This is a genomic window from Falsiroseomonas stagni DSM 19981, assembly GCF_900114315.1.
GTDB classification, from domain to species: Bacteria; Pseudomonadota; Alphaproteobacteria; order Acetobacterales; family Acetobacteraceae; genus Falsiroseomonas; species Falsiroseomonas stagni.
The window spans coordinates 24,174-37,362 of sequence record NZ_FOSQ01000018.1 but is presented as its reverse complement, the minus strand read 5'-3'; the positions used below and the strand labels follow the sequence as shown (position 1 = coordinate 37,362).

The 13,189-nt window shown below is 68.9% G+C and carries 9 protein-coding genes and 1 tRNA gene; 6 read left to right on the top strand and 4 right to left on the bottom strand.

Features of this window, described 5'->3' with window-relative positions; translation table 11 throughout:
- Nucleotides 1–187: 187 nt before the first annotated feature.
- Nucleotides 188–1,186: a Bug family tripartite tricarboxylate transporter substrate binding protein gene (locus tag BM041_RS27095; protein ID WP_092963048.1), complete on the top strand. Its 999-nt coding sequence runs from the start codon at nt 188–190 to the stop codon at nt 1,184–1,186.
- Between the two features lie 45 nt (nt 1,187–1,231).
- Here BM041_RS27095 and BM041_RS27090 read toward each other — a convergent pair whose 3' ends face one another.
- The 4 genes from BM041_RS27090 to BM041_RS27075 form a co-directional block, all read right to left on the bottom strand.
- Nucleotides 1,232–2,821: a GMC family oxidoreductase gene (locus BM041_RS27090; RefSeq protein WP_217648857.1), complete on the bottom strand. Its 1,590-nt coding sequence runs from the start codon at nt 2,819–2,821 to the stop codon at nt 1,232–1,234.
- A 214-nt stretch (nt 2,822–3,035) separates the two neighbouring features.
- Complete coding sequence (locus BM041_RS27085) at nt 3,036–5,996, bottom strand: glycosyltransferase (protein ID WP_092963046.1); 2,961 nt, start codon at nt 5,994–5,996, stop codon at nt 3,036–3,038.
- 838 nt (nt 5,997–6,834) lie between these two features.
- Nucleotides 6,835–8,274, bottom strand: a complete 1,440-nt coding sequence (glnA, locus tag BM041_RS27080; RefSeq protein ID WP_092963045.1) for a type I glutamate--ammonia ligase — start codon at nt 8,272–8,274, stop codon at nt 6,835–6,837.
- A 227-nt stretch (nt 8,275–8,501) separates the two neighbouring features.
- The gene (locus BM041_RS27075; protein WP_092963044.1) at nt 8,502–8,840 is read right to left on the bottom strand and encodes a P-II family nitrogen regulator; all 339 of its coding nucleotides are present in this window, start codon (nt 8,838–8,840) and stop codon (nt 8,502–8,504) included.
- Between the two features lie 347 nt (nt 8,841–9,187).
- On the opposite strand from BM041_RS27075, the gene BM041_RS27070 reads away from it, so the two are divergent.
- The 5 genes from BM041_RS27070 to BM041_RS27050 all read left to right on the top strand — a co-directional run bounded on the left by BM041_RS27070 (nt 9,188) and on the right by BM041_RS27050 (nt 12,986).
- A complete protein-coding gene (locus BM041_RS27070) occupies nt 9,188–10,381 on the top strand; it encodes an aminotransferase (protein ID WP_092963043.1) in 1,194 nt (397 codons plus the stop codon).
- Nucleotides 10,382–10,508: 127 nt separating this feature from the next.
- Nucleotides 10,509–10,584: transfer RNA gene (locus tag BM041_RS27065), tRNA-His, on the top strand.
- A gap of 62 nt (nt 10,585–10,646) precedes the next feature.
- The gene (locus BM041_RS27060; RefSeq protein ID WP_092963042.1) at nt 10,647–11,432 is read left to right on the top strand and encodes an SDR family NAD(P)-dependent oxidoreductase; all 786 of its coding nucleotides are present in this window, start codon (nt 10,647–10,649) and stop codon (nt 11,430–11,432) included.
- A gap of 18 nt (nt 11,433–11,450) precedes the next feature.
- Nucleotides 11,451–12,131 (top strand): zinc metallopeptidase, encoded by a 681-nt coding sequence (locus tag BM041_RS27055; RefSeq protein ID WP_092963041.1) that lies wholly within the window; start codon nt 11,451–11,453, stop codon nt 12,129–12,131.
- Between the two features lie 42 nt (nt 12,132–12,173).
- Entirely contained in the window at nt 12,174–12,986 is an 813-nt protein-coding gene (locus tag BM041_RS27050; RefSeq protein ID WP_092963040.1) for an aspartate dehydrogenase, read from the top strand.
- Nucleotides 12,987–13,189 lie beyond the last annotated feature (203 nt).

Genomic DNA, 13,189 nt, shown 5'->3' with positions numbered 1-13,189 from the left:
GCTGGGGGCATGCGAGGCTTCGGCGGGGAGGATCGGCATCGCCCCTGGTGTCGCCCGCCCGCCCGGCCGGCGCCAGATTCCTTTGGCAACGAAGCGTTGCGGGCGGGGCGCGTCGCAACAGTTGACATCCTCAACCAATCAGCCCGACCATCACCGGAAAGGGCCGATGAGCCCGGAGGAAACGTGCATGAACGAGACACCACCCGGCGCCATCACGCGCCGCCTTGCCCTGCTGGGCGCCGGCGCGGCCCTCGCCACGCCCCTGGCGAGCCCGGCCCTGGCCCAGGCCGGCTTCCCCAACCGCACCATCCGCCTGATCGTCCCCTGGGCGCCGGGCGGCACGACGGATGTCGTGTTCCGCGTCCTCGCCACCGCGGCAACGCGCGAACTCGGCCAGAATGTGGTGGTGGAGAATCGCGGCGGCGCGGGCGGCGTGCTGGGCGCGCAGTTCCTGGCCTCCACCCAGGCCAGGCCGGATGGCTACACGCTGTCGCAATCCCACATGGGCACGATCCGCCAGCCCTTCATGCGGCGCAGCCTGTCCTATGATCCCGTCAACGACATCACCTACATCATCCGCCTGTCCGGCTACATGTTCGGCATGGTGGTGAAGTCCAGCAGCCCCTGGACGGACTGGGCCAGCTTCGTCGCCCATGCCCGCGCCAACCCGGACCGCGTCACGCATGGCAGTTCCGGCGTCGGCTCCGACGGCCATGTCTTCTCCCACATCGTCTTCGAACAGGCCGGGCTGAAGATGCAGCACGTGCCCTTCCGTGGCATCGCCGATGCCCTGGTGGCGCTGCATAGCGGGCAGATCGATTGCGTCGGCGATGGCTCCGGCTGGGCGCCGGGCGTGGAGAGCGGCGATTTCCGCCTGCTCAATGTCTGGACGGAGGAGCGGTCCCCGCGCTTCCCGCAGGCGCCGACGCTGAAGGAGCTCGGCATGAACATGGCCTTCACCGCGCCCTTCGGCGTCTCCGGCCCCAAGGGCATGGACCCCGGCATCGTCCGCGTGTTGCACGACGCCTTCCACAAGGCGCTGATGGACCCGGCGCATCTGGAGATCATGCGCCGCTACGACCTGCCCATGGGCTACATGAACACCGCCGACTACACCGCCTTCATCCGCGCGGAAGCGCAGAAGGAGCGGGAGCTGGTCAACCGGCTGGGCCTGGTCGCGGAGTAGCGCGAGGCGGGGGGCGTCCAGCCCCCCGTTTTCAGTTCTCCGTTTTCAGCTCCCTGTCCGCAGCAGGAAATCGGCGCAGCGCTCGCCGATCATCACCGCGGCGGCGTTGGTGTTGCCACTTACCAGCGTCGGCATCACGGAAGCATCGGCCACCCGCAGCCGCGGCACGCCATGGACCCGCAGCTGCGGGTCCACCACCGCCATGCCGTCGCGCCCCATGCGGCAGGTGCCGACGGGGTGGAAGACGGTCTTCGCCACCGTCCGCGCATGGTCCGCCAGCACCTCATCCGCGACCTCGTCGGCGGCGGAGGGCAGGATCTCCCGCTCGATGATCCTGGCGAGCGATGGCGCCCGCAGGATGCGCCGCGACAGCTTCACGCCGCGCACCAGCGTGGCGATGTCCTCCTCGGTCCCCAGCGCATTCGTCCGCAGCACCACGGGGTCCTCCACCCGTGGGCTTCGCAGCCGCACGCTGCCGCGCGAGGTCGGCCGCAGGATGCAGGGGTTGATGGTGATGCCATGGCCCGGCGGTGCGGCGCGATGCACATCCCCCACCAGCGTCGGCGTCAGGTGGATCTGCACATCGGGCCGCCCGGCGCCGCCGGTATCCACGAAGGCCCCGGCCTCCACGATGTTGGAGGAGAGCAGGCCGGACCGCGTCAGGATGTATTCGAGCCCGTGGCGGATCGACCGCCAGCCGCGGTCATGGCCCAGCAGGCTCACCGCTTCTCGCGTCTGGCCATAGACGGGGGCGGAGATGTGGTCCTGGTAGTTCTCCCCCACCCCCGGCAGGTCCCGCCGCAGATCGATGCCATGTCCCGCCAGATGCGCCGCCGGCCCGATGCCCGAGAGTTGCAGCACCTTGGGCGAGCCGATGCCCCCGGCGCAGAGGATCACCTCCTCCCGCGCCGCCGCCTGGTGCGTGCCGCCATCGGGGGTGCGGAAGCGCACGCCGGTGGCCGCACCGTTCTCCACCGTGATCGCCTCGATCGTCGCTTCCGTGCGGATCGTCAGGTTCGGCCGGCCGCGCACGCTGGCGAGGTAGGTGGCCGCCGTGCTGCCGCGCCGCCCCTCCATCGTCGTCGTCTGGAAGAAGCCGGCCCCTTCCTGCCTGGCCCCGTTGAAGTCGTCGGTATAGGGCACGCCGGCTTCCTGGGCCGCGCGGATGAAGGCGTAGCTGAGGGGATGGCGATGCCTGGTGTCGGAGACGCGCAGCATCCCCTCCGTCCCATGCCAGGGGCCGGCCAGGCGCTGGTTCGCCTCCGCGCGCCGGAAGACGGGCAGCACATCCTCCCACCCCCAGCCCTCCGCGCCCTGTTCGGCCCAGTGGTCGTAATCCGCGTGCTGGCCGCGGATGTAGATCATGGCGTTGACGGAGGATCCGCCGCCCAGCGTGCGCCCCTGCGGCACATGCATCGGGCGGCCCTTCAGCCCCGGCTCGTCCTCCGACCGGTACATCCAGGTGCGGGGGGAACCGATGACGCGGACGAAGGTGCCGGGGATGTGGATGAAGGGGTGGTTGTCGGGCTTCCCCGCCTCCAGCAGCAGCACGCCCTTGCCGGCGGCCACCAGGCGCTGGGTGATGACGCAGCCGGCGGAGCCGCCGCCGATGACGATGTAGTCATAGCCCTGCACGGACCCGTTCCCCCTTGATGCCGCGCGTGGCGGCGGCCTTCCGGGAAGGCTAGCCGTGATCGTTGACAGTGACAACCAATCCGGCGGGGGCGGAAGGCGTGTCAGTCTACGTCGCCCGCCAGGGGCGTACCGGAGTCGCATCCGTCACAGGGGGGCGCACGCACCTCCAGGGCGGCGCCGATCCTCGGGGCCAGGCTCCCCGAGATCTGCCGGCTCACGCGCGCAGCAATTCGCGCGCCGTGTCGTAGTTGCGATGCTGCAGCGCAGCCTCAAGCGCGCTGCGCCGGGCCTGTTCCCGGCTTTCGCTGGCCAGCGCCTCCAGACGCACGAGAAGGGCCTCCGCCAGGTCCCGCTGGCCCGACTCATGCGCGCGCAACACCAGCCTGGCGAGCGTGCTCTCGTCAGGCTGGTCTCCAGCGGCGAACAACGCATCGGCCAAGGTCAGCGCCTGACCCAAGGGGACGGCATCCAGCGCCGCATTGAGCGCCACAGGGGCCAAGCCTTCCACGAGATCGGCAACGGACTCAACGCCGTTCTCCAGCAGTGTCGCGGCAATGTCGTGACGGCCACGCCGAAACGCCACCGCGAGCAATTCGCGCAGCATGGAATGCCGCTCCCTGCGGATGTCGGACTGCGCCGGTGTGTGTTGCAAGCCGAGCAGCGCGACGTACGGCTCAAAAATCCGGCGGTAATCGTAGTGGCGCGCAGCCTGCCGCGCCGCTTTCTCACCTGACAGCCGCCGTTCCGGATCGGCCAGAAGTCCGGCGATCAGCGCAGGCCAGCGGGCGAGGTCATCCTCCTGCACGATGCAGGAGACTGGCGACGGGTCCAAGCCGCGGAACGCCACGGCGGTACCCAGCACCATCCTGCCGGCGCTCATGGCTTCGACCGTCTTGATGGAACTCCCGGTGCCGGTGGCCAGCGGAATCACCACCAGGGCCGCTGCCTGGTAGAGCACTGCCAGCACGGCTTCGTCCACTCGCCCCAATGCAGTGAAGTTGCCGTGTCGACTGACCGGGGCGCAGTCACCCACCACCACGAAACCCGTATCCGGGCAGTCATTGGCAATGCCGCGCAGACGCTCTACCGCGACGGTGTTCGGCTGGTAGCGGCTTCCGACAAACAGGCAGAACGGCCCCGGCGGAAGCTCAAGGGCGTAGAGGTCCCTCAGCAGCGTGCGAGGATCGGGTCCGAAGCTTTCGGAAAGCCGATCATGATCGATGGGATTCGGAACAACGATGCTCGGGACGCCACGCGCGGCATACCAGGCGCGGTCGGAGTCGGAGACCGTGACGGCAACATCGCCGCCGCGCATGCCCTCGACCTCTAGCCGCGCAGTCAGCCTGTCCAGGATCTGGCTGCCGCTGGCCTGCTGCGAAAGCACGTCATGGCTCGAGACGATGAGGCACTTGCCCTCTGCACGGCATATCGGAGCGATGATGGATGCCCAGAAAGGATACTCCACGATGACAACATCCGCCCACCGAACCACATCCGCAGCATGGGCCTTGAAATACGGATCGAGCCTGCGATCGATGAAGAACCAGAGCATGCTTTCCTGGCCACCGGTTCGCGGCGTGACGAGGCGCAACAACCGGCGCGCCAGGTGTTGGCGCATTCTTGGTCTCACAGCTTCCACGCTGACCCGTGGGCGTCGCAGCGGCGACGGCAGCTGGGCGTGCGAGTGCGGGCCCGGCCGGGAAGCGCCTGCCGAGCCCAGCAGCCGGCGAAGCATGACGAAGGGCATCGCCGCCGCCATCCTGCACAGCTGGGAAAGACCGGGGCGCTGCGACCCCCAGCTTCCATCCTGCACGACGCGAACCACCGCGCGCTCTGCCAGTTTCTCCACCAGCAGGTTGCAACGAAGGGAGGCGCCGGACTGGCGTTCCAGAAAATTGCCCCAGGGATAGAACACGGCGACGCGGCGCGCTGCGCGTTCCGACCCGCCCGCATGATCCGGGCCGTTCTGGATCTGGGCGATGAGCGACGCTGGATTGTGCCGTGCGATCACACAGCGGCGTCCGGCCTCGGCCTTCGTTGCCAGCAGCGCGTGGTCCCGCCGGATGCGACGGATCGCTTCCACGATCGCGACGGGGCTGTGGTCGTCGATCAGCACGCCGCCACCGTATTGCGATAACTCCTCGCTCATCCATGTGCCGGAGGTCGCAACGACGATCTTGCCAGCCGCCATGCTCTCGAGACAAACCCCGGGAGTGCGGGCGCGATATATGCCGCGCCAGTACGGCACCAGGACCACATCGGCGTCCAGCAGCGTCCTGGTGTAGTCCTCGGGCGACAGCGCACTACGCAGCAGCGTCACCTGCGGCGGGCAAACGGGAACGAAACCGTCGATGGCCGCCTGAACGTCCGGCGCCGCGTCATGGGCCTGCAGCCGGAATTCCATGCCGTCCATCTCGCCTGCGGCGTCGAGCAGGCGGATGGCTGAAAGGATGTCGCAGAAGCCCTTCTCGTCCCGGGCATTGCCGAGGCTCACGAGGCGGAGTGGCGCGTCCGATGGGCGCGATGGACGGGTTTCATGCTCCCCGACCGTATGGGGAATAGGCAGCACCTCGATGGGCAGGGTGGTGAGCGCACCGAGTTCGGCAGCCAGGCGGGCGCTGTCCGAAGCAAGCCTGACGCGACGGCCCGTGGCTGCGGCATGTTCGAGTTTGCGGAAGGCACGAGCGGAAAGCGCGTTGTCATACCAGGCGGGCTGGTAGCGAAGCAGCAGTACCACTTCCCACGTCGCGTCCGCCTCCTGGCTGGCGACGAAATCCGCGAACGCGTTCAGCTGGTTGCGAAAGATCATCGGCGCGAACATGACCGATCCGGCTGGCGCGGCGACGCGGCTGAGCCCGGCTCGCAAGTCGATCAGGAATTCCCGGTTCGTCATGGCTGTATCGAACGCCGTGCGGAACCTGGCCGGCACATGGCTCGCCATCGGGTGGCTGCTCCACATGTCCCGGCGGAGGCAGCGCTGCATCGCCAGCCTGTCCGCGATCGCGTCGGTTGCATCACGGTTCGCCAGGGTCACCGCGCGGTAACCGGCCTCCGTCGCCCCGCGTGCCACCGCTTCGACATAGGAGAAGTGGTGGCCGACAAAATCCTTCAGCGATGGGTCGATGATGAGGAAGACGGGCTGCTTCGAGGAACTCGATTCATTCGCCTCGTTCACGGCTGGGCGAATGTGCGACCCGACATGCACGGTAGAATTCTCCCACTCACGTATCGGGATGGATGACTGGCGAGCGAGACCGGCAAACGGATCGTGCGAAGCCGTTTGCGCGGTCGGGTAGGAACGGCGGCCTGGCGCCGCTGAGCCTCGTGCCGGCGCAAGAACCGACGCCCGTTCAGGACAGCGCCCGCTGACTTCGCGCGGCCGTGTTTCGCCCAGGCGGCCAGGGGGGCATACCGCACAACCCACCAGTCACTCGGTGCACTTTTGAAGCTTTGAGTGTCCCGGTCTGGACCCGCCCGGGATGGGCGAGACGCCGCAGCAGAACGGCGATCGAGGCGGCAAGGGGAGGGACTCGTGCGGAAGCGATCGCCGCCCCGCAGTGCCTGGCCAGGCGGTGCTCATGAACGGTGAAGCCGGCCTGTCAGATGGCCTTGCGGAGCATCGTGGCGTGGATGGGGGTCGCGCAGCGGACGGTCGGAGCACGATGCCCCGCGTGCCGCGCCAGCGCCGGGAGGAGGACCGCGAGAGCGCGAAGCGTGTCGCGTTCCTGGCGGGTGGCCCGCGTCACGCGCTGGTCAGGCGGCGGGCTCCGGCAGCCGCGCCCCGCCGCCCCTTTCCCCGCGCGGCGGCCATCCGGCGGGCACAGGCCCGACCTGGGCAGCGGCGACCAGGCGGCTGGCCGTTCTGCCCTGGCGCGCGACAGAAAAAAGGCCGGATCGCGATGGATGTATCGCGGTCCGGCCCGGCAATGTCAGGCACCCGGAGGCACCTGCCGCAGCGTCTCACCGCTGACGGCAGATCCCCCTGGGTGTTTGGTCCAACAAGGAAGGCCTTGTCAGACCGAGTAGTACATCTCGAACTCGACGGGGTGCGGCGTGTGCTCGAACTTGTACACGTCCGTCCACTTCAGCTCGATGTAGCTCTCGATCTGGTCCTTGCTGAACACGTCGCCGGCCAGCAGGAACTCGTGGTCGGCGGCCAGCGCGCCCAGCGCCTCGCGCAGCGAACCGCACACCGTCGGGATGCCCTTCAGCTCTTCCGGCGGCAGGTCGTACAGGTCCTTGTCCATCGCCTCGCCCGGATGGATCTTGTTCTTGATGCCATCGAGGCCGGCCATCAGCATGGCGGCGAAGGCGAGGTAGGGGTTCGCACCCGGATCCGGGAAGCGGACCTCGACGCGCTTCGCCTTCGGGCTCGTCGCGTAGGGGATGCGGCAGGAGGCGGAGCGGTTGCGGGCCGAATAGGCCAGCAGCACGGGGGCCTCGAAGCCCGGGATCAGGCGCTTGTAGGAGTTGGTCAGCGGGTTCGTGAAGGCGTTCAGCGCCTTCGCGTGCTTGATGATGCCGCCGATGTAGTACAGCGCCGTCTCGGACAGGTCGGCATAGCCGTTGCCCGCGAAGACCGGCTTGCCGTTCTTCCAGATGGACTGGTGGACGTGCATGCCGCTGCCGTTGTCGCCGTAGATCGGCTTCGGCATGAAGGTTGCCGTCTTGCCGTAGCTGTGGGCGACGTTGTGGACGCAGTACTTGTAGATCTGCATGAAGTCGGCCTGTTCGACCAGCGGGCCGAACTTGGTGCCGAGCTCGTGCTGCGACTGCGCCACCTCATGGTGATGCTTCTCGATCGGCAGGCCCATCTCGCCCATCGTGGAGAGCATTTCGGCGCGCAGGTCGGTCTCGCTGTCCACCGGCGGGACGGGGAAGTAGCCACCCTTGACGACAGGGCGATGGCCCATGTTGCCTTCCGGGTAGTCCTTCATGTTGGCGCCGGGGCCCTCGATGGACTCCAGCATGTAGTGGCCGAAATTGCCGCCCGTGCCGAACTTCACGCTGTCGAACACGAAGAACTCGGCTTCCGGGCCGAAGAAGGCGGTGTCGCCGATCCCGGTGGACTTCAGGTACGCCTCGGCGCGCTTCGCGGTGGAGCGCGGGTCGCGGGAGTACATCTGGCCGGTGGAGGGCTCCACGATGTCGCAGAACAGGATCATCTGCGGCTTGGCCGCGAAGGGATCCATCACGGCGGTGGAGGCATCCGGCATGAGGATCATGTCGGACTCGTTGATCGCCTTCCACCCGGCGATGGAGGAGCCATCGAACATGATGCCGTCGGTGAACACGTCCTCATCGATCGTGGAGACGTGCTGCGCGGTGTGCTGCCACTTGCCGCGCGGATCGGTGAAGCGGAAGTCGACGTATTCGACGCTGTGCTCCTTGATCATGTCCATGACCTTGGAGACGGCGGCATTGGCGCCCCCGGCTGCCGGCTTCTTCGCCATCGTGTGTGGTCCTGTTTCCGTGCTCAACCCCGGTCCCTGTGCCGCGCGGCGTTACCGGTCCCCACCGCGCGCCCGGATCGTGCCGGCCCCCCAGTCGGGGGCTCCCGGCCATCCGGCCAGCCTTCCCCGGCATTGCTGCCGGTCCGGCCCGTCTCCCCCCGGCCCGCTTTTGCGGGCCGGATGGCATCGCCTGGCCCGGGCCGCCAAGGACGGCCCGGACGCTGGTCTCAGACCGCGTCCTCGCCCCGTTCGCCGGTGCGGATGCGGATCACTTCCTGCACGTCGCTGATGAAGATCTTGCCGTCGCCGATCCGGCCCGTGCGCGCGGCCTGCGTGATCGCCTCGATCGCGCGGTCCAGCAGCTCATCCGGGCAGACGACCTCGATCTTCACCTTGGGCAGGAAGTCCACGACGTATTCGGCGCCGCGGTACAGTTCGGTATGGCCCTTCTGCCGGCCGAATCCCTTGGCCTCCACGACCGTCAGCCCCTGCAGGCCGATCTCGTGCAGCGCGTCCTTCACCTCGTCGAGTTTGAAGGGCTTGATGATGGCCTCGATCTTCTTCATCGGCTCCGTCGCTCCGCACGCGTCTGAGTTGCGTGCGCTCATTCCCCCCGGCGCCCGCCACACCGGCGGGTCCGGCCCGCTGGCCTGTCCCGGCGTTGCCGCCGGGCCTTTGCAGGCGCTCCTGCTGCGCGTCGTTTTGCATGGCCCGTGCCACCCCGGCAACGCCGCCAGAGGCGGATTCTGGGGGGGGTAGGAGAAAAATCGCCCTTGTGTTGTGCAATTAGCACAAAAAACGGGCTTTCGACTGTCGCGACATTGCGCCCCTGGCCCACCCCTCCCATCATCCCTCGCCGAACCCGCAACCCGTGCTATGCGGAACCCACCCCGCCCTATACCGAGGCCCCGACGTGAAGCCCCAGAACGACCTGCTCTCCGCCACCGGCACCACGATCTTCACGGTGATGTCCGCGCTGGCCAACGAACACGGTGCCATTAACCTCGGTCAGGGCTTCCCGGATTATGACGGCCCCGCGGATGTCATCCACGCCGCCGCCGCGGCCCTGCTGGACGGCCGCAACCAGTATCCCCCGATGTCCGGCGCTCCCGAGCTCCGCCAGGCCGTCGCAGCCGCCAACAAGCGCTTCTACGGGATCGAGGTCGACCCCAATGCGGAGGTCGTCGTCACCTCCGGCGCGACGGAGGCGATCACCGCCTGCCTCATGGCCGTGCTGAACCCCGGCGATGAATGCGTGCTGATCGAGCCGCTCTACGACACCTACCTGCCGGTGGTGAAGCTGCTGGGCGCCATCCCGAAGCTGGTGCGCCTGACGCCGCCGAAATGGGAACTTCCCCGGGCTGAACTGGCCGCCGCCTTCGGCCCGAAGACCAAGGCCATCCTGCTCAACACGCCGATGAACCCCACCTCGAAGGTTTTCACGAGTGCCGAACTCGCCTTCATCGCTGATCTGGTTCAGCGCCACGATTGCTACGCGGTGTGCGACGAGGTCTATGAACACCTGACCTTCGATGGCTGGAAGCACATCCCGCTGATGACGCTGCCGGGCATGCGCGAACGCTGCATGCGCGTGGGATCGGCGGGCAAGACCTTCAGCCTGACGGGCTGGAAGATCGGCTACGTCACCTGCGACCGTTCGCTAGCGCCCAACGTCACCAAGGCGCACCAGAACCTGACCTTCACCACGCCGCCCAACCTCCAGCGCGGTGTCGCCGTCGGCCTGGCCAAGGACGATGCCTATTTCGAGAGCCTGTCCTCCTCCCTCCAGGCCAAGCGGGACCGCCTGGCGGCGGGGCTCGCGCGCCTCGGCTTCGGCGTGCTGCCGACCCAGGGCAGCTACTTCATCACGACCGATTTCCGGCCCCTGGGCTTCAACGGCGACGACGTGGCCTTCTGCCGGGCGCTGACGATCGAGGCCAAGGTCACGGCCATCCCCGTGACGGCCTTCTACGCCAGCGCCGACGCCCCCAACCACTACGCCCGCTTCGCCTTCTGCAAGGGCGATGCGGTGATCGACGCGGCGCTGGCCCGCATGGAGGCCTGGATCGCCAGCCGCGCCGGGGGCGTCCGCGCCGCCGCTGGCTGAAGCCCAGGGGGCAGGGGGCCGGACAACCCCCTGTTGACGCAAAGCCCCCCTCGGCCTTATCACCCGCCGCCCGGGCCCCAAAGTCCGGGCCCCAAAGTCCGGGGCCCTGGTCCGGGCAAGGCGTGTGGCGGTCGTAGCTCAGCTGGTAGAGCGCCAGGTTGTGGTCTTGGATGTCGCGGGTTCGAGCCCCGTCGATCGCCCCACTCGCCCTTCCTCCCTCGGGGGGATACCTTCCCCGCCGGACAATCCCGGGGGGACACCAGACATGCAGATCAGGCTCGATGGGCGCGTGGCGCTCATCACCGGCGGCTCGAAGGGCCTCGGCCTCGCGATCGCCACGCACTTCGTCGAATCGGGCGCGTCCGTCGCGCTGGTCGCGCGGGGGGAGGATGCGCTGGCCAAGGCCAAGGCCGGAATCCAGGCAAAGTTCCAGGGCGCGCGCGTGGCCGCCATCGCGGCCGATGTCGGCACGGCGGAAGGCTGCGCCCGCGCCGCCGCCACCGCCGCCGCCGAGCTCGGCCCCATCGACATCCTGGTGAACAACGCCGGCACCAGCCAGCGCGGCGCCTTCATGAGCGTGGATGACGCGCTCTGGCAGGCGGACCTCGACCTCAAGCTCTTCGCCGCCATCCGGCTGACTCGCGCGGTCTGGCCCAGCATGCAGGAACGCCGCTGGGGGCGGATCATCAACGTGCTGAACACCGGCGCCAAGGCGCCCGCCGCCCAGGGCGCACCCACCGCCGTCTCCCGCGCCGCGGGGATGGCGCTGACCAAGGTGCTTGCGGGGGAAGGCGCGCCCCACAACATCCTCGTCAATGGCATGCTCGTCGGCATCATCGAAAGCGACCAATGGGTCCGCCGCCACGCGGCCGACCCGCGCGGCATTTCCTGGGAGGACTGGAAGGCCGAACAGGGCCGCGGCGTGCCGCTCGGCCGCATCGGCAAGGCCGAGGAATTCGCCGCGCTGGCAACCTTCCTCGCCAGCGAGAATGCCGGCTACATCACCGGCACGGCCATCAATGTCGATGGCGGCCGCAGCCCCGTCGTCTGAACCAGGCACCCGCCCGGGATGGTGATCCTCGTCATCCTGGGCGGCGTTCTGCTGCTCGCCCTCATCTTCGGCCCGCAGCTCTGGATCCGCCACGTGCTGTCCCGCGCCCAGGCGGATCGGCCGGACCTGCCCGGCACCGGCGCCGACCTCGCCCGGCATCTGCTGGACGAGGCCGGGCTGCGATCCGTCCGCGTCGAGGAAACCCCCGACGGCGACCATTACGACCCGGAGGCGCGAATCGTGCGCCTCACGCCGCCCCACTACGCCGGCCGCTCCATCGCCGCCGTGGCGGTGGCGACGCATGAGGTCGCGCATGCCGTGCAGCATGACCGGGGCGAGCCCGGCTTCCGCCGCCGCCAGGCGCTGGTGCAGGTGGTGGCACCGGTCTTCCGCATCGCCCAGATCGTCATGGCGACCATCCCGCTGCTGGCGATCGTCATCCACTCGCCGGCCTTCATCGCCCTCCAGCTCGCGGCCATCGTCGCGCTGCTGTCGCTGCGCGTCGCGATCCATGCGGTGACGCTGCCGGTCGAACTCGACGCCAGCTTCGGCAAGGCGCTGCCGGTGCTGGAACAAGGCGGTTACCTGCGGGCGGAGGACATGCCGGAGGCCCGCCGCGTGCTGCGCGCCGCCGCCTTCACCTACGTCGCCGCGGCGCTCGTCACGCTGCTGGATGTCCTGCGCTGGTTCCGGCGCTGATCGGTCCGTGCTAGCGGGCGCCCATCACCAGGAGGACCCGCCATGGCTCGTGAACTCACCGTCGGAATCGCCGGCCTCGGCGCCATCGGCCTGCATCTCGCCCGCGCGCTGGATGCGGGGGTGGAGGGCCTGAAGCTCCACGCCGTCTCCGCCCGGGACCACGCCAAGGCGCGCGCCAATCTGGCCGGCTTCAAGACCCAGCCGCCCATCGTCTCCCTCGCCGAACTCGCCGCCGCCGACATCGTCGTCGAAGCAGCCCCCGCCTCGGTGTTCGAGGAAGTCGCGACCGCCGCCATCGAGGCCGGGCGCATCTTCGTCCCCAGCAGCGTCGGCGCCCTGCTGCCGCGCATGCAGCTGGTGGAGCGCGCCCGCGAAACCGGCGCCCGCATCATCGTGCCCACCGGCGCGCTGCTCGGCCTCGATGCCGTGCGCGCCGCGGCGGAAGGGGAGGTCTCCTCCGTCACCATCGAGACGCGCAAGCCCCCCCGCGGCCTGGTCGGCGCGCCCTACCTCGAACAGCACGGCATCGATGTGCTGGCCGTGAAGGACGAGAAGAAGCTGATCTTCAAGGGCAACGCCTTCGACGCCGCCCAGGGTTTTCCCGCGAACGTCAACGTCGCCGCCGCGCTGGCGCTGGCCGGCATCGGCCCGCAGCGCACGACCATCGAGATCTGGGCCGATCCGCATGTGACGCGCAACACCCACACCATCCGCGTCGAAGCCGCCAGCGCGCGCCTGACCATGACGATCGAGAACGTGCCGAGCGAGGAGAACCCCCGCACCGGCAAGATCACGCCGTTGTCGATCCTGGCCTGCCTGCGCGGACTGACGAGCACGCTGAAGGTCGGCAGCTGAGGCGACGCGTCCCGGGAGGGGGGCCGCCCCTCCCGTACCCACCCCGCCGGGGGCCGTGGCGGCCCCCGGACCCCGCCATCAAATGACAGTCGCGGCAAGGGAGGGGGCCAAAGCCCCCTCCCTTGCCGCGACTACACTGAAGACGGTCCAGGGGCGTCTCGCCCCTGGCGGGTGGGGTTCGGGGAGGGCGGAGCCATCCCCGA

What these genes read in the sequence shown, in the direction of transcription:
- BM041_RS27095 (WP_092963048.1), top strand. Translation starts at nt 188, where the DNA reads ATGAACGAGACACCACCCGGCGCCATCACGCGCCGCCTTGCCCTGCTG.
- glnA (WP_092963045.1), bottom strand. Translation starts at nt 8,274, where the DNA reads ATGGCGAAGAAGCCGGCAGCCGGGGGCGCCAATGCCGCCGTCTCCAAG.
- BM041_RS27075 (WP_092963044.1), bottom strand. Translation starts at nt 8,840, where the DNA reads ATGAAGAAGATCGAGGCCATCATCAAGCCCTTCAAACTCGACGAGGTG.
- BM041_RS27060 (WP_092963042.1), top strand. Translation starts at nt 10,647, where the DNA reads ATGCAGATCAGGCTCGATGGGCGCGTGGCGCTCATCACCGGCGGCTCG.
- BM041_RS27055 (WP_092963041.1), top strand. Translation starts at nt 11,451, where the DNA reads ATGGTGATCCTCGTCATCCTGGGCGGCGTTCTGCTGCTCGCCCTCATC.
- BM041_RS27050 (WP_092963040.1), top strand. Translation starts at nt 12,174, where the DNA reads ATGGCTCGTGAACTCACCGTCGGAATCGCCGGCCTCGGCGCCATCGGC.